Origin of the sequence: Nitrosomonas sp. Is37, from assembly GCF_033063275.1 — a bacterium.
Lineage (GTDB): Bacteria > Pseudomonadota > Gammaproteobacteria > Burkholderiales > Nitrosomonadaceae > Nitrosomonas.
Map to the genome: position 1 here is coordinate 1 of NZ_JAWJYP010000027.1, position 16,083 is coordinate 16,083.

The 16,083-nt window shown below is 41.6% G+C and carries 14 protein-coding genes, 1 tRNA gene and 3 pseudogenes; 9 read left to right on the forward strand and 9 right to left on the reverse strand.

Annotation, left to right across the window (positions count from 1 at the left end):
• Positions 1–351: 351 nt before the first annotated feature.
• From R2Q26_RS11850 to R2Q26_RS11865, 4 genes and pseudogenes are all read right to left on the reverse strand, one after another.
• Positions 352–2,622 (reverse strand): hypothetical protein, encoded by a 2,271-nt coding sequence (locus tag R2Q26_RS11850; protein WP_317536468.1) that lies wholly within the window; start codon positions 2,620–2,622, stop codon positions 352–354.
• A 150-nt stretch (positions 2,623–2,772) separates the two neighbouring features.
• A complete protein-coding gene (locus R2Q26_RS11855) occupies positions 2,773–5,244 on the reverse strand; it encodes a TonB-dependent siderophore receptor (RefSeq protein WP_317536469.1) in 2,472 nt (823 codons plus the stop codon).
• Between the two features lie 127 nt (positions 5,245–5,371).
• A pseudogene (locus R2Q26_RS11860) lies at positions 5,372–5,724 on the reverse strand (bacterioferritin).
• Between the two features lie 42 nt (positions 5,725–5,766).
• Positions 5,767–5,961: a (2Fe-2S)-binding protein gene (locus R2Q26_RS11865; RefSeq protein WP_317536470.1), complete on the reverse strand. Its 195-nt coding sequence runs from the start codon at positions 5,959–5,961 to the stop codon at positions 5,767–5,769.
• A gap of 272 nt (positions 5,962–6,233) precedes the next feature.
• Between R2Q26_RS11865 and cpsB the strand changes: the two are divergent.
• The 5 genes and pseudogenes from cpsB to R2Q26_RS11890 form a co-directional block, all read left to right on the forward strand.
• A pseudogene (gene cpsB / locus R2Q26_RS11870) lies at positions 6,234–6,475 on the forward strand (mannose-1-phosphate guanylyltransferase/mannose-6-phosphate isomerase); the annotation flags it as partial.
• 192 nt (positions 6,476–6,667) lie between these two features.
• Positions 6,668–6,943, forward strand: coding sequence for a zinc ribbon domain-containing protein (locus R2Q26_RS11875; protein WP_317536505.1), 276 nt, complete (start codon positions 6,668–6,670; stop codon positions 6,941–6,943).
• Between the two features lie 142 nt (positions 6,944–7,085).
• Positions 7,086–8,876 (forward strand): aspartate--tRNA ligase, encoded by a 1,791-nt coding sequence (gene aspS / locus R2Q26_RS11880; RefSeq protein WP_317536471.1) that lies wholly within the window; start codon positions 7,086–7,088, stop codon positions 8,874–8,876.
• Between the two features lie 8 nt (positions 8,877–8,884).
• Positions 8,885–9,328 (forward strand): dihydroneopterin triphosphate diphosphatase, encoded by a 444-nt coding sequence (gene nudB, locus R2Q26_RS11885; RefSeq protein WP_317536472.1) that lies wholly within the window; start codon positions 8,885–8,887, stop codon positions 9,326–9,328.
• A gap of 361 nt (positions 9,329–9,689) precedes the next feature.
• Positions 9,690–9,765 (forward strand) — tRNA-Lys (locus R2Q26_RS11890).
• 77 nt (positions 9,766–9,842) lie between these two features.
• Here R2Q26_RS11890 and R2Q26_RS11895 read toward each other — a convergent pair.
• The 4 genes from R2Q26_RS11895 to R2Q26_RS11910 all read right to left on the reverse strand — a co-directional run bounded on the left by R2Q26_RS11895 (position 9,843) and on the right by R2Q26_RS11910 (position 11,364).
• The gene (locus R2Q26_RS11895) at positions 9,843–10,106 is read right to left on the reverse strand and encodes a hypothetical protein (protein ID WP_317536473.1); all 264 of its coding nucleotides are present in this window, start codon (positions 10,104–10,106) and stop codon (positions 9,843–9,845) included.
• The gene (locus R2Q26_RS11900; protein WP_317536474.1) at positions 10,103–10,507 is read right to left on the reverse strand and encodes a tyrosine-type recombinase/integrase; all 405 of its coding nucleotides are present in this window, start codon (positions 10,505–10,507) and stop codon (positions 10,103–10,105) included. Before R2Q26_RS11900 ends, R2Q26_RS11895 begins: the two co-directional genes overlap by 4 nt.
• Positions 10,494–10,781 carry a hypothetical protein gene (locus R2Q26_RS11905; RefSeq protein WP_317536475.1) on the reverse strand — a complete coding sequence of 96 codons (288 nt, stop codon included), beginning with the start codon at positions 10,779–10,781 and terminating at the stop codon, positions 10,494–10,496. Before R2Q26_RS11905 ends, R2Q26_RS11900 begins: the two co-directional genes overlap by 14 nt.
• 184 nt (positions 10,782–10,965) lie before the next feature.
• On the reverse strand, positions 10,966–11,364 hold the full coding sequence (locus tag R2Q26_RS11910; protein ID WP_317536476.1) for a helix-turn-helix transcriptional regulator: 399 nt from the start codon (positions 11,362–11,364) through the stop codon (positions 10,966–10,968).
• Between the two features lie 289 nt (positions 11,365–11,653).
• Here R2Q26_RS11910 and R2Q26_RS11915 point away from each other — a divergent pair.
• The 3 genes and pseudogenes from R2Q26_RS11915 to R2Q26_RS11925 form a co-directional block, all read left to right on the forward strand.
• A pseudogene (locus R2Q26_RS11915) lies at positions 11,654–11,800 on the forward strand (transposase); the annotation flags it as partial.
• 871 nt (positions 11,801–12,671) lie between these two features.
• Positions 12,672–12,977 (forward strand): hypothetical protein, encoded by a 306-nt coding sequence (locus R2Q26_RS11920; protein WP_317536477.1) that lies wholly within the window; start codon positions 12,672–12,674, stop codon positions 12,975–12,977.
• A gap of 450 nt (positions 12,978–13,427) precedes the next feature.
• Positions 13,428–14,468: a sensor domain-containing diguanylate cyclase gene (locus tag R2Q26_RS11925; protein WP_317536478.1), complete on the forward strand. Its 1,041-nt coding sequence runs from the start codon at positions 13,428–13,430 to the stop codon at positions 14,466–14,468.
• Positions 14,469–14,758: 290 nt separating this feature from the next.
• On the opposite strand, the gene R2Q26_RS11930 is transcribed toward R2Q26_RS11925, so the two are convergent.
• Positions 14,759–15,016, reverse strand: coding sequence for a hypothetical protein (locus R2Q26_RS11930; protein ID WP_317536479.1), 258 nt, complete (start codon positions 15,014–15,016; stop codon positions 14,759–14,761).
• Positions 15,017–15,076: 60 nt separating this feature from the next.
• Here R2Q26_RS11930 and R2Q26_RS11935 point away from each other — a divergent pair, with 60 nt between their 5' ends.
• Positions 15,077–16,042, forward strand: coding sequence for an IS481 family transposase (locus R2Q26_RS11935; protein WP_317536506.1), 966 nt, complete (start codon positions 15,077–15,079; stop codon positions 16,040–16,042).
• Positions 16,043–16,083: the final 41 nt, after the last annotated feature.

Genomic DNA, 16,083 nt, shown 5'->3' on the forward strand with positions numbered 1-16,083 from the left:
AAGAAATTACGAAAGTATGATTGCCATGGCATGTGGATATCTGTGGCTACCTATGTGAAATGTCAACAGACCCTAGGCAACCACCTGAAATTTTCCAGTCAAGCAAAGGTTCGCTCTACGATCAAAAGCCAGCACTAACCGACTTATTCCATTTCCAAATCAAACATGACGCAAGAGCGAGCCGCAGACAGTATAAACAATACGGCAAGAAGAAACTGACCAAGTCAGGTTTGATTTAGAAATGAAGTAACAAAAAAAACAGACCGCGATCTAGAAATATCAAGATCGCGGTCTGCATATCTTCAGAAAATAAGCCCCGCTTTATATGACATTAAGTGGGGTGCCAATTATTTAATTTAATTGACTCTCATAATTTGCGATAACAGAAAGTATCGTTTCTCTCGCACCAATTGCTTTATCAATACCCTTCTGCTTACTAGCTTCTTTTAAATCCTGCAGCGCGTTTTCCATTTTTACACGGTCTAACGAGCCTAAACGCAATTGCAGATCTGGAAGAAATATATTGGCATACAGAGATAATCTTTCGACTGCCAGCATAGCTTGATTTCTGTCAGTCTCAAATGCCGATTCAATCTCTTTTAAGCTATTTTTAACTTGACCAATTGTTCCTTTGCTTATTTCGCTTACGATTTCATTTGCGACCACATTTGCTAAATCTCCGGTCAATTGGGTTTTGATGCGATTACTACCAGCTGGATTGGTTGGTGAGATGAATCCTTCAACAATACGATAAAAGAATTCGCCCTCAATCTGTTTTTCCCTTGCTTCATCGATCTCTCTGTCTCTGTTTGAAATAATTCCTTCTACTTCGCGCAAAACACCAATCAAGAAACTTCTGGCAAGTGGCATGATGATATTTTCACGTGCGAGTGCAAGATTTGTTTTATCATCTGCGCTTTTTTTACTCAGTGCTTCTTTACCACGAGTAAATGCCCATGTTATTTGATCATCTAGATCAGGGTTGCTGCCAGATTCGATGGACTGTTTATCTGCTGTAAGTACCTTGTTTTCTTTGCCTGCCGTACTAATAATTGCGAGATAGGCAGCATAAGCCCGATCCCACTCAAGTTCCAGCTCGTCAGTTGACAGATTATCAAAAGCGTCCACTGCTAACGTTATCCGGTTATAGACAGCCAGTGCGAAAACGCGTTGTAAAGTTTTATCAATGGCTTGGGCAGCTAATGCAGTATGATTACCACTTCTGATAAATTCTATAGCGGTTAATATATCGTTATTCATCGATAATCCATAGATATCGTCAACCAATTGCGTTAGCTGCTGTAAATCTCCTTCATATTCTGCAGCAATTGCATCGGCGCTCATGGGAGTCTGGTTACGCAATTCACTGATAGCTTTAAAGGATGAAACTGCACCATCAACGATTAAGCTTGTATCGTTTGTTTTATTATATTTAGTAAGCTTAAGTTGGTTTTCATAGCTGGCAAGAATCGTTGAAATGGCTTGACGCGCTTCTGCTGATTTAGGCTCACTGTTTTCACTGCTGGCACTTAGCAGATTATTTAAAGCATTCTCGAAATTGCTACGTACATCTGCGCCTAGGCGTAGCTCTAGATCCGGCAGAAGGATATTAGCAAAATAAAGCGCTCCTGCAGCTTCTGCCATCGCATGAGCGCGATCTTTGCCAATATTGTCTTCTTGGCCTTTCATTTCAGCTTTTACTCGTCCAATAAATCCTTTGTTTAATTCACTCACTATTTCATCTGCTGTAATTTCTGAAGGATTACCTGTCAGCTGGCTTTTTATGAGCAAGTTACCTACTGGATTATCTCTCGCGACAAGTGATTCAAAAATACGATAGAAAATTTCGCCTTCTTTCTGTTCTATGGCTGTAGTTTCCGGATCACTATCCCTGTTCTTAAGAACACCCGCCACTTCACGTAAAACCCCATTGTAATATGCACGGGTTAATGACATTCTGGTCGCGTAGCGCTCAATGCCAAAGTTAGCAAAATCTTCGGCTGGATTATTTTTATTTAATGTATTCCTAATCCGGTCAAAGGATTCATTTATTACAATGTCTAATCCTGAATTGGTGCCTTCCACTAAAGACTGTCTATCAGCAGTAAGAATTTGATTGGCTCTTTGAGCAGCTCCAATAATAGCTTGAAACGATGCCACTGCTTCATCCAATATTTGATTTAATGCTTCAGTCGTTGCAGTTTCAAATTGATCTCGTATTGCAGCAATACGATTAAAAATTACTTGATAAAAAACACGCTGCAAAGTCTTATCGATCACCTGACCTGCTAGTTTTTGTTCATTTTGTTGATTGTTCTTTTTGATATCATCAATTGCAGCCAAAATATCGCTATTCAGACTTAATTTGTTGGCAGTATCAACTTCCTGCACAAGAGTCTGTAACGCACCGGCATAAGCACTTGCAATGGCATCTGCATTAATGGGTGTTTCTTTTCGTAATGTACCAATAGTCTTGAAAGCAGAAACAGCCGTTGCAATAGCCTCTTTGTTAGAGGTTGTTGCGGCATGCGCTGTTGCGCTCTCAATATCTAGCACAATAGCACTTCCATATAGAATCAAGAAACTGCTTAAGATGATTATAAATCTTGAAAAAAGCTTCATATAAAAAACCTCCCTTTTTTGAAAAAAAATAAAAACATTAATAATGGTACAAATGATAATTATTATTATTTGATCTATTAAATATCTCTTTAAGTTTGTATTCTCCTTAGAAATAATAACAATTGCTACAGAATTGTTGCAGTTATCGAATTAAAAATTAGCTATAAGAGATGCACGAACTGCAATAGGGGAACCCGGCAGAATATTATTGTTATTTTGAACTGATGCAAAATAATTTACATCGAATAAATTTTCTATATTGAGTTGCGCACGTACTTTTTTACTTAGTTGACCAAATAATGCCGCATCGACGCGTGTAAAATCCGGGATGACGACTGTGTTATCAGTTGAAGCAAACAGGCTGCTACGATAAATTACGCCTACTGCTGCACCGAATTTAGGAATGAAATCGTATCGGCTCCAAATTGAAAAAGTATTGCGTGGGAGCTCGGCAACCACGTTTCCTTTTGGTGCTCCGACCTGCGAACTGGTAATTTCTCCAACTTGATAAGCATAACCGCCCATCACACTCCAGTTTTGAGTTAGTTGACCATTTATACCTACTTCGACCCCTTCAGTGCGTTGTCCTTTGGTTAAAAAAGATCGAGATGAGTCATTGGGATCTACCGTGATGACATTGGTTCGATCTACTCGAAACGCTGCGGCAGTCAATGATAGGTCAGGGCGAATATCCCATTTGAAACCCACTTCCAAATTCGTAAATTTTTCGGGCTTGAGTACATCAGTGGTAACGGTCAATGAGGTTAATTGCTCTCCTGCTCGTGGCACGAACGCTTGACTAAAGCTCGTATAAATTGAAAGCGGTTCGATCGGCTTGAAAATTAAACCAATACGTGGTGATAACAAGCCATCCTTGGTTGTCAGATGAGCTTGTTCAGCATTTCTTTGCTGGAAATCTACTTCAAAGAGATCATACCGCACGCCGGCAACAGCTTGTAGCTGAGGTAAGAATTCAATTTGATCTTGAAAATAAAACGATGTGATATTAACTTTGCTGTGATTATTCGCATCACCCTCTGTGTTAATAAATGTAATGGGTACATTCGTAATAGGATTACTGAGAGGAACGCGGAAGCTGGCTCCTCTAGAAGAAAGATCATTATTAAAAAATCCGGTTTCCCGCCTGTTATCAGTTATCTGTTGGCCAATTTCTATGCCGGCTAGGAGTGTGTGTGCGATAGGTCCTGTTTCAAGTGAATACAGCAAATTTGTTTGATTAAAAATATTCTGACGGTCAGTTGCATTATTATAGGCGCCAAGCGGTACCCGTCCTGCAAAAGCGGGGCCGGCAGCAAATACATTTTCGTAAAACTTATCGAATTGAGCATAATTGGTTTGATTGCGCAGGATTAATCCGAAGTCGAATTTATGTTCAATCAAGGAGTTAAATGCTAACACTTCGATATTGGAATGGCTTCGGTTTGGATCTCCAAAAAATTGTGATCTTTTAACATCTACCGGACGATCCCTAAAAGAAGGAATCCCACGATCAGCGGTACGATCGTCATGGTATCGTTCCATGTTTAAAACGACTTTAGTGCGATTAGTAGGTTTGATGGTTACTGTGGGGGAAATGCCGAGCCGATTCGATTCTACTCCGTCTCGAAAACTTCCTGCATTTTCAAATACACCATTCACTCGTAAAGCAACTTGATCATGAATTGGCTGGTTGATGTCGGCGGTTAATCTTTTTAGATCAAAAGAGCCTCCCTGGAAAGAGAATTCACGAATGGGATTCCAGCCTGCCTGCTTTGTTACGCGGTTAAGGACTCCGCCAGAGCCACCGCGCCCAAAAATCATTCCATTCGCTCCTTTCAGTACTTCAATTCGTTCGATGTTATAGAGATCACGAAGATATTGAGCATCATCACGCATACCATCGACAAAAAAATCGCCCGTTGAACGATTGCCCCGAAATACCAAGGCATCGCGATTTCCCTCACCTTCCGATATACCGACACCCGGTACATAACGCACAGCATCGCTTATACTTCGTATTGATTGATCTTTAATCACACCTTCTGTAACGACGGAAATTGATTGAGGCACATCACGTAACAGGGTGTTAGTCTTGGTTGCTGTGATGCTGCTGGTAGCCAGATAGCGACTTGTCTCGGGGTCAGCTGTTATCTGTATCGAAGGCAGGGTAGTGACAACTGGACTGAGAGCAGACTCGGTAGATAATTTAATGAGTGTAAACCCATCGGCATGCGATACTGGCTGCAATTCAGTACCACTGAGTAATCGATCTAATGCGGTGTGGATCTCATAACTACCCACTAATCCCTGTGTTGTTTTACCCTGTATAACAGCATCATCAAAAAAAATTTTTACTCCCGATTGATTTGAAAATTGGGTGAGTGCGTTTTCCAGAGAACCGGCGGGAATATTGTAAGATCGTGTGGTAGATTTTGTAATTTCTGGCGATTCGGCAAAAACAATGTCTGGTAAGAAAGTAATGGTAAATATTGAAAAGAATAAGATCGCATATATAAAAAAGCGATTAAATCGTATGCTCTTATATCTGGTTCGTGCTAGGAATAAAATATCTATCCATTCCAGTTGAACAATAAAAGTTTTAAAACTTGGGGTATATATCATTGTTTCTAATACGATTAATCAAAATAAAATCAAAGATCGAGTTGCAGAAGAAGAAGGGAGGGAATATTCGATAAGGGCTTGATCATGTCATGCCACTGGTAGTTTAATACCAGCGACAGACAAAAATTTACATTTGGCTTTGTAACCAGTTCTGAATACCAACCTTTTGCATAACATCTAATTGTGTTTCCAACCAATCGATATGTTCTTCTGGATCTTCAAGAATATGTTCAAAAATTTCTCGCGAAACATAATCATGAGTTGTTTCACAGGCAGCAATCGCACCAGGAATAAGATACGCTCAATAAGTTTGTCAGCGTGTTTCATTTCCTCGATAGATTCATTATATTCATGCTCGCTGAGTTTGTTAAATCCCCACTCTTTATACATCCGGGCATGGAGAAAATACTGATTAATCGCGGTTAATTCATGTAATAGCTGACGATTTAACCAATTAATAATATCTGCATTCCCTTTCATAATTGCTTCCTTAGACGAGTTGACTCGTAAAGACGAGTAGGGTTAGGTGCCAGGGGATTGGCTCGGAGTTTCTCGTCCTAACGCTTGATCGAGCACCTTTTTTGCGTGGCAGGCACAGATTCCACACTGCTCAGCAATACTCAGACTAGCTTTAAGATCACGCATCCGTTCAGCGCCTTGAAGAACAGCTTCACGAATTGCATGATCAGTAACCCCTTTGCAGACACAAATATACATGAAACAAGCCTTTTGTCGATTGGTTTGAAAGTTGCCTACGCTAACAGATGTGTAATAAATAATATCGTTAATGAGAATAATTCTTAATTATATTCATATTGATGGAGAATGCAAGTAATGATGAACAAGGAGTGTTTTTTTTGCTGATAGTTCTGAAAATAAAACGATAAAATCACCTGAGCTCTTATCTTTTCCGATTATTAGCTGACTTATAATCAGTCGCTATTATGAACATTTAGATCAGAATAAATCGTGGAAATTTGTTTTGTTGCGCCTTATCATTGCAAATGCATTCCCATCGTGCAAAGCATTGGGTCGTTGTGCATGGAATGGTAAAGGGGATACGTAAGAATGGTAGTTATCTTGTCAGTGAGAATGAGTCGACTTATATACCCTTTGGCGTCCGCCAGTGTTTGGGGAATCCTGGCCGCCTACCGCTGGAAATGATCGAAGTTAAATCTGGCTCTTATTGGGAGAAGGTGACATTGTCCGTTTTGAGAACAATTATGGGTGAAACGAGAGCTGAGATTGAACTCCATTCAAGATTTTCAGGACTTTAAAAAAAACGTTACAACATATATATTCCTTCCCGCAGAGTTTTGAGAGTATCCTGAGCAAAGCTGTTTTCCTTATTTCAAAAACAATTGAATACAATGGTTAAAGTATAATATTGCTTTTTCCATCGGTAAGATTAATGGAGATGATGATGCCTATTTATGAATATATTTGCCACTCTTGTGGTTTAGAGAAAGAACATTTGCAAAAAATGAGTGATCTACCCATTGAGAATTGTCCTGAATGCGGAAGTAGTCATTATATTAAGCAGATTTCTGCTGCCGGCTTTCAATTGAAGGGGAGTGGTTGGTATGTTACAGATTTTAAGAATAAACCAACGTCTGAAACCAAATCAAAGTCAGAAACCAAATCAAAGTCAGAAACCAAGAGTGAAAGCATAACCTCATCTACTGCCACGGCGAAGTGATTCGACAGTATTTTGGCATCATTACCTTGATTGATATGGCTAGTAGTTTGATCATACTTGCAATTAAATTGAAACCTTTTCACTAACAACTGTGTTGAATTTGTGGATGCTCCTAATTTTCCTTATATAAAACCAATACAATATGCGTACTAACTATTGCGGCACCATTAATACTCGCTATCTGAATCAAACTGTTACGCTTTATGGGTGGGTCCATCGCCGACGCGATCATGGTGGGGTAATTTTTATTGATTTACGTGATCGTGAAGGCATCGTTCAGGTTGTCTGTGATCCCGTAAATGTGAATACTTTTCAGATTGCGGAAAAAATTCGTAATGAATTTGTGCTTAAAATAATTGGGATAGTACGCCCCCGTCCAGAAGGAACGGTTAATCTGGCCCTCCAAACTGGCGAAGTGGAAGTGTTGGTGGACACGATTGAAATTCTTAATCCTTCGCTGACACCACCCTTCCAAATGGATGAGGAAAATTTAAGTGAAGCGATCCGTCTGGAGCATCGATATCTTGATCTGCGCCGCCCAGTCATGCAGAAAAACTTGCGCTTGCGCCATAAAGTCACCATGGCGGTACGTTCATTTCTTGATCAAGAAGGATTCATCGATGTAGAAACACCGATGCTGACCAAATCAACACCAGAGGGTGCACGAGATTATTTAGTTCCTTCGCGTGTCAATGACGGTCATTTCTTTGCACTTCCCCAATCTCCCCAGTTATTCAAACAGCTTCTGATGGTGTCTGGGTTTGATCGCTATTACCAGATTACTCGCTGTTTTCGTGATGAGGATTTGCGTGCGGATCGTCAACCGGAATTTACTCAGATTGATATTGAGACCTCTTTTCTCAATGAAAGTGAAATCATGGCATTGATGGAAGGGATGATTCGCAATCTATTCCGTGAAGCAATCGGTATCGACTTGCCAGATCCTTTTCCTCGATTGAGTCATGAGGAAGCCATGTTTAAGTATGGCTCCGACAAACCGGATTTGCGCATACCCTTGGTATTCACTGAGCTGACCGACCTGATGCAAGATGTCCCTTTCCAGGTATTTCGTGATGCTGCCCAGAAACCGGATGGGCGCGTAGCAGCCTTGCGCATTCCGAAAGGTAGTGAATTGTCTCGCAAGGAAATCGACGATTACACCCAGTTTGTCGCTATTTATGGGGCAAAGGGTTTGGCTTATATCAAAATTAACAGTCTGGAAAAAGGAATAGAAGGATTGCAATCCCCCATCCTGAAATTCTTGCCTGAAACAGTTGTAAATGCTGTGTTGGAACGCAGCGGAGCGCAAGATGGTGATCTTGTGTTTTTTGGTGCAGACAAGGCCAAGGTCGTTAACGATGCATTAGGTGCGTTGCGAGTCAAGATTGGTCATGAACGCGGATTGATTGATTCTGAGTGGAAACCATTATGGGTGGTCGATTTCCCGATGTTCGAGTGGGATGAGGAAGAAAATCGCTGGAAAGCACTCCATCATCCGTTTACCTCCCCTGCAGATGGTCACGAAGATCTGCTCGTGACAGAGCCTGGCAAAGCATTATCCAAAGCTTATGATATGGTCTTAAATGGGGTTGAAATTGGAGGAGGCTCCGTACGGATTCATCGCCAGGATGTGCAATCAAAAGTGTTTAATGCACTGAATATCTCTGAGGGTGAGGCACGTGAAAAATTTGGTTTTCTGCTCAATGCTCTTCAATATGGCGCACCACCGCATGGTGGAATTGCGTTTGGCCTTGATCGTGTTGTTGCCATGATGACGGGTGCCGAGTCGATCCGTGATGTGATTGCTTTCCCGAAAACACAGCGTGCGCAATGCCTACTAACCCGTGCACCCAACGTGGTTGAAGAAAAGCAATTACGGGAACTGCATATTCGTCTTCGTAATCCTGTCGAGGTCGTTTCCTGGAGCTACTAATCTCAACAGTGCCTGTTTACAAAAAACCTGTCTCTGTTTTAGTTATCATTCACACGGCCGATTTGCAGGTATTGTTGCTGGAGCGTGCAGATCATCCTGGGTATTGGCAATCTGTTACAGGTAGTCAGGATCAGGATGAAACATTGCTTCAAACTGCTATCAGGGAAGTCAAGGAAGAAACTGGTCTCGATGCAGCATGCTATGAGCTAACAGACTGGCATATACAAAATCAGTATGAAATTTTCCAGGAATGGCGTTGGCGATATGAGCCAGGTATAACTCACAATACCGAGCATGTTTTTGGGCTAAAACTACCCAAAATCGTACCGATTAATATTGCTACACGCGAACACTTAAGGGCAATCTGGTTACCTTGGCAGGAAGCAGCTAAGAAAGTGTTTTCCTGGAGTAACGCACAAGCTATCCGTATGTTGGGATCGGGCCGACAATAATGCCATACGAGTAATTTTTAGTATAAAATCTAGTGAATGGCGTGACAGAATGAAACAGATGCATTTTTTGTCAGGCAAGGCAATGTCTGCATATTGGATATATGGCAAAGGGAGCAACGCTACATAGCGAAAAAGTGGGGTTTAGTTTAGTATCGAGTTTATGAGATACTGCATGTAATTAGTTACTCTTATACTAGAGGATAAATCCTTAACTAGCATGGAGAAGAAAGATATTTCCATGATTATATAGAGTTAAAGTCGACACCTGCTTAAGAATCTTTTTTTTGTTTCATTTTATTTTGTTTTTGCAGGTAATAAAGTATTTTATAATGCCGAATGAATTGATATAATAGCGAGCTTTGGGTCGTTAGCTCAGCCGGTAGAGCAGCGGACTTTTAATCCGTTGGTCGCGAGTTCGAATCTCGCACGACCTACCAGTAAAATAAAGGGTTGTGGGTAGTTTTGCTTGCAGCCCTTTTTCCGCAAACACGGAACATTTCCGCAAAAAATATTTTTATCTTTTGAATAAGGCATTTGGCTTAAATTTGGAATTATTCTTGTTTGCCAATTCCTGCATGAGATTTTTGTCTAATAACAGTCCCTTGGAACGGAAAAATTCATAAGTCCTTCTTGCAAGAGATTCGTTTATTGCTATTCTTCCTGTCTCAGTTCCTGACAAATAAGCTACGTTCTCGTCTAGATACCTTGCCATGCTTAACAATGTTTCTCCAATTTCCAGCCTAGATTCTCTTGTTAACCTTCCGTATTCAGTAATCATTTCGTAGGTTTAACCTTGTCACCTTTCCTTCCTCGCACATACCGCTCAGTCGTAACAACACTAGCGTGACCTAACTGTCTCTGAGCCTGCCTAATATCTCCCGACGCATCGGCTTTGTCAGTACCCGCCTTTGCTCTTAAATCTCGGAACTGAAAATCAGCTTTATTGATTCCAGCTTGCTCCCTTGCTCTATCAAAATGAGATCGCAACATAAAACTGGTGAATCTTTGTCCGGACTCATCGACGATCAAATGCAGAGAACGTACCGTATAACCAGCCTTGCGTTCCTTGATTCGATCTATGAGAGCTTTTAATTCACCCTCAATACTTATTCGTAGCTTCTTGCCTGTTTTGTCCTGCGTAATCTGTAGCGATCCGTCAACAATGTCATTTTCTCGCATCACCGATCATTAATTGACTATACGAGTAGTCATGAACAGCAGTAAGATAGCCAGCATAACCTTCTATTCCATCAATTCTAATTTTCCATTGATCTTTGCTACGTTGACGTGCATTTGAACCTTCAATCTCAAAAAGGTTAATATTTTCTAAGTTTGTACGGAGCAAAAATCCATACTGTCCTATTCCAACGCCTATATCAAGAATTGATTCTGGTCTTTGCTGTTCAGCAAAACCAATGATTGTACTAAGCTGATTACTATAGCTGAATGGCATATTTTTTCCTTTTAAGGAGTTAATTCAAAATTACCAGGATGGGCACGTGAAGAAACGTGGATTGTACAAATTTGTATTTGTATTTATATATCTAGAATCGCTTCCTTTTTATTTTTGTTTTTACAGCCCGTTGATTGTTGTTGAGTTATTTAAGTTTTACCTTCCCACAGCTTCCATTTTTAAGTCACTCGATATCTCCCCCACCGCCTCCTTTTTTAAGTCTCTCAATAATTTGTTTCAATTGGTTTGCGTCTTGAATTAGTTGCTCTTTTGCATAGTCAGGCATGTCCCTGATCAGTTCTATCAACTTTATTTCTAGTTCGTCGGTAATGTAACAGCCGCACGTCTCCTTTTTATATTTGGGTCCATTGCCAGCAGCTAACCATTCGTAATTTACGCCGAAATAACCACATATAGCCTCTTCATACTCGCGACTAGGTGCGGACTCTCCATCCAGCCATTTCTGGATTGCCTGGTAACTGATATCTAGCTTCAGTTCTCTTTTTAAGGTATGAGACCTGCCTCTCCAAGGGAAGGATTTTTCTTCGCAAAGCTCGTGGATTCTTTCTGAGATCATCTGCATTTAATGTAAATTTATAGCCTTCTGCCATTCCATGCTCACCGAGCCCATTAAATCAAATGCAGAAAAACAGAAATAATTACAGAATCAATTTTAAAGATGAGATTTTCTCTTTTTATACTATTGTCGTCAATTTGAGACAGTAAATAAACGAGGTAATCCCCCGGCTTTGCCGGGGGACTATTAAAGGTTTGACCGTGTGATACGGCCACCTTGATTCTTTTAGCTTGATCAAGAGCTAGGAGAATCAAATGAGAGATTATCAGAGTTTGGCCCATACAAGTTTATGGGGAAATCGAGGAATTTCACAGGTGAAAGTTTTTGGGCGCGTGGTTATTTTGTATCGACCGTAGGGTTAGATGAAGAGATGGTTAGAGAATATATCCGACATCAAGAGAAGGAGGATGAACATTATGATCAGCTCAAGCTTGGTATGTGATGCCACCTTTAGGTGGCGCCAATTCTTGCCCCTTTGAGGGGCTAACAGAAATAAGCCTCCGGCTCTGCCGGAGGTAATTTAACTTAAGAAACTTAAAATAGCCGAAAATCTTTGCTCTCTATTCTTTAGTATTCACATCATTAAAAAATTAATGCAATATGTATAGATAATTTATTATTTTTTCATTGTGGATAGAATTAAATGAGTAGATATATTTATCTGGACATATCTACGTCTATCAGAATCAATATCAGCTATGAGGAGCGGATAGAAGGGCATGCAAGAATCGTAGAATAGGGGACAGACCACGATTTCTAACTAAGCGCTATTAATTGGAAACAATCGTGGTCTGTCCCCTTTATCCTAATGAACATGCTTATCGGGCAGATTTGGATTCTCTAATTCGTGAATCTATTCACGGTCTTTTTTAGCTTTTACTGAAATTGAGTCGTATCTGGATTATTCAGAGTATTGATTTTCTATCAGTGTTTTTCCAACTTATTTGCCATTGCCTCGAAACGCCTGCTCTTCTTCAACAATTCTATACAAATCTATAACGTGAACTTAAAACACTTCTTAGGATAATGGTTGTTGTCCATTCCATTATTTTTGGCGCGCTATTTGGCACTACTCTGGCAATAACAACAGAAGCTACTTCACTTCAGGTAGATGATCATTTTGTGTTCAGATTCTATTAAGCTTTAAGACCGTACTATATCTATAACAAATGAAATTTTAATTACATCGCATTAATTGATGAATTTCATTTGAAATATTTATTAGAGGTGCGTCATGAATGCAAAAAGAATCATTCCTTTTTTAGCTGTAGTTTCAATTCTTTTCCTTAGCGGGTGTGTAGCTCCTTCTTACTATGGAGGAGCAGGATATTCTAGAGTACCAGGCTATTATGCAGGTTCAGGCTATTACGGGGGATCGGGATATTATGGAGGAGTTTCATCCGGGTACAGATATCAACCATCAAGTTACGTTAATCAAAGATACTTTGATGGACATAAACATATCGGTGGTGGACATAGACACTTCGACAGCGCACACCGAGGTGGAGGCCATAGAGGACATGGTGATAGGCACTGGAAAGGAAGCCATCGAGGCGGTCACCATCATCGATGAGAATCGATATAGAAACCAATCCCAATTTGCATTTAATGGTGATTAATAATTGATAGCTTGGGTAGGATTGGCTTGCTTACTTCTTCAGCAATCAGAAAAGGTGTCAGTCATTGCGTAGTGCATGAAGTGACTGGCAATGAATGCGATACACAAAACGGGACATTACACAATGTTTGAAATTGCAGCCTAGTTTAATGTTCATTATAGTACTGTTAGTGGGTTAATTCGTTCATTTTGCAAGATACAATGACTGACACCTTTTATGACTGACACCTTTTCCTGCAGAGGTTGCGACTTAATTTGGCAGAGCCTTTCAGATGTGATGTCTCAGTTCGGCCACAAGCTTGCCTTCACCAGTCAGTACTTTTGATTTCTCATGGACTTCCGGCACGCTCCGGATTAATGACGTTGCTAAATCCAGAGTATACTGTTGGTAGTGCCGTTAAATCTCCCTACGCAATATTGCAGCGTGTTGGTAGGAAAATGTAAACAAAATTTGCCGAACAGATTTGACATGAAAGATTTCAAAAAAACGAAAGCACAATTAATTCATGAGATCACTGAACTTCGCAAGCGTTGCGCCACACTTGAAATAGCAGCAGGTGAACGAAGCCAGTTGGAGACGGAAATCATGGATGCCCGGAATTATGCTGAGAGCATTGTGAAAACTGTGCGCGAACCACTTGTGGTGTTGAGTTCAGACCTAAAGATTCTCTTTGCTAACCACTGCTTCTACGACACCTTCAAAGTAGCACCTGAAGATACAACCGGAAATTACATCTACGATCTCGGTAATCGTCAATGGGACATTCCAAAGTTAAGGTTTCTCCTTGAGGATATTCTTCCCCATGCTACTGTATTCAAGGGTTATGAAGTCGAGCACGACTTTCTCAATATCGGACGAAAGATTTTTCTGCTCAACGCTCGGGAGATTTTCCGAGAAAATATCGGCTCACACATTATTCTCCTTGCCATGGAAGACATTACCGAGCGTAAACAAATGGAAGCGCAGATTAATCAACTGGCGTTCTATGACTCGCTTACTAAGCTGCCTAACCGTCGTCTTCTCAACGAGCGCCTGAGCCAAGCCATGTCTGACAGCAAGCGCAGTGGGCGCTATTGTGCACTGATGTTCCTTGATTTGGATAACTTCAAACCGCTTAATGATACGTATGGGCACGCGGTGGGAGATTTGCTATTGATTGAGGTTGCGAATCGACTGAAAAATTGTGTTCGCGAGATAGACACGGTAGCGCGCTTCGGCGGGGATGAGTTTGTTGTAATACTGAACGATTTGAGTATGGATAAAACTGAATCAGCTTCACAAGCCGAGCTCGTTGCAGAAAAAATCCGCACTTCCTTGTCATCCCCCTACTTGTTACTCATCAAGCATGAGGGGAAGGCTGACGCCACCATCGAACATCACTGCACTGCCAGTGTCGGCGTGGCGCTATTTATTAATCATTTAGCCAATCAAGACGACATCCTCAAGTTGGCTGATAAGGCGATGTATCAAGCTAAAGAGTCCAAGCGCTAGTCGATTCAATTTAATGATTCGAAAGATTCAAGTGACCGCAATGGGTCGATTTCAGTCGATGAATCACATACTGTTGCAATACCTATTGTCACATCAAGTTCAATCTTCTACACGTGAATAGCGATTCGACGCGATTCGACGCGATTTAACGGGTAGTTAACGCGAGTCAAATTTTTAAATAAGGGCATATCATATAGTAGCCTGTAGCAGGGAAAATCGCTTAAATCCCTGATTTTTTGATTTGCTCATTTGCGACAGCTTTTAAATCATCTGGCAGGCGATCGATTTTGCTAACCAGCATCTTTTGCAGATTCGTCAAGCGTCCCCCCTGGCGGATAATTAAAACTAGGATCAACACTCTTTGGTATGCGCTGCACCTCCCCGGTGCGCTTGTTGATATAGGTGTAGATTTCCTCCTGCGGTGGTTCGGATGGCTTCAACCCCAGCTCATCCAGTGTGTCTTCATCCAATTGCGTCACGCCGCATTTACAATTCCATGCATTGACTGGGTAGTGTGCTTGCCAGAATGGATCACCCACAGGTAACACTAGATGTTTAGTCCCATGGTGTGCTGGTGTAATATACGAACAGCTACGGAAGGAGGAATTATGGGACAAATTCTGCATGGAAGCGCCCGCACGACGGAGGCGGTGCGTCGAACGATACAACATAGTCAAGAGAGCCTGAACGTTCTGGCGAAGCAGTACGGCATCAATCCGAAAACCGTAGCCAAGTGGCGCAAGCGTGACTTTGTCCATGATGCGCCGATGGGACCGAAGGAACCTGCCTCCACGGTTTTAAAGCCAGAGGAAGAAGCTATGTGTGTGGCTTTTCGGCGGCATACGCTCTTGCCTCTGGACGATTGCCTTTATGCGCTGCAGCCCACGATCTCGCATTTGTCACGCTCGACCTTGCATCGCTGTTATCAGCGTCACGGCATCAGCCGGTTGCTGGATGTCAAGAGTGACAAGCCTGCAAAGAAGAAATTTAAAAACTATCCGATTGGCTATTTTCATATTGACTTGGCTGAAGTGCGCACAGAAGAAGGGAAGCTTTATCTGTTCGTTGCCGTCGACCGGACATCGAAGTTCGCTTATGTGGAATTACACGATAAATCAGATAGGGAGATATCGACGGCATTCGTGCACAACCTGGTTAAGGTAGTGCCTTACAAGATACACACCATCCTGACCGATAACGGCAGTCAGTTTTGCCACCCGCCACGCTATCGCAACGGGCCAACAGCGCAATGGATCACGCATATGTTCGACCTGTGCTGCAATGAGTATGGCATCGAACACAGACTCACGAAACCAAAACATCCCTGGACGAACGGACAGGTCGAGCGCATGAATAGAACAATCAAAGAAGCGACTGTGAAACGCTATTACTATGATTCACATGACCAGTTGAAGGCCCACCTACATACTTTTGTGATGGCATATAACTTCGCCAGACGGCTGAAAACCCTCAAGGGCCTCACGCCTTACGAATACATTTGCAAAATATGGACAAAAGAGCCAGAACGATTTAACGTTGATCCTTTCCAGCACATCGTGGGACTAAACACCTAGTCCATCCCAGCCGGAGTGCTCCAGGCGGAGGGTGTTCTGAG

Coding starts and splice junctions, on each gene's coding strand:
- R2Q26_RS11850 (WP_317536468.1), bottom strand. CDS start 2,622: ATGAAGCTTTTTTCAAGATTTATAATCATCTTAAGCAGTTTCTTGATT.
- R2Q26_RS11855 (WP_317536469.1), bottom strand. CDS start 5,244: ATGATATATACCCCAAGTTTTAAAACTTTTATTGTTCAACTGGAATGG.
- R2Q26_RS11865 (WP_317536470.1), bottom strand. CDS start 5,961: ATGTATATTTGTGTCTGCAAAGGGGTTACTGATCATGCAATTCGTGAA.
- R2Q26_RS11875 (WP_317536505.1), top strand. CDS start 6,668: ATGCCTATTTATGAATATATTTGCCACTCTTGTGGTTTAGAGAAAGAA.
- aspS (WP_317536471.1), top strand. CDS start 7,086: ATGCGTACTAACTATTGCGGCACCATTAATACTCGCTATCTGAATCAA.
- R2Q26_RS11895 (WP_317536473.1), bottom strand. CDS start 10,106: ATGATTACTGAATACGGAAGGTTAACAAGAGAATCTAGGCTGGAAATT.
- R2Q26_RS11900 (WP_317536474.1), bottom strand. CDS start 10,507: ATGCGAGAAAATGACATTGTTGACGGATCGCTACAGATTACGCAGGAC.
- R2Q26_RS11905 (WP_317536475.1), bottom strand. CDS start 10,781: ATGCCATTCAGCTATAGTAATCAGCTTAGTACAATCATTGGTTTTGCT.
- R2Q26_RS11910 (WP_317536476.1), bottom strand. CDS start 11,364: ATGCAGATGATCTCAGAAAGAATCCACGAGCTTTGCGAAGAAAAATCC.
- R2Q26_RS11920 (WP_317536477.1), top strand. CDS start 12,672: ATGGAGGAGCAGGATATTCTAGAGTACCAGGCTATTATGCAGGTTCAG.
- R2Q26_RS11935 (WP_317536506.1), top strand. CDS start 15,077: ATGGGACAAATTCTGCATGGAAGCGCCCGCACGACGGAGGCGGTGCGT.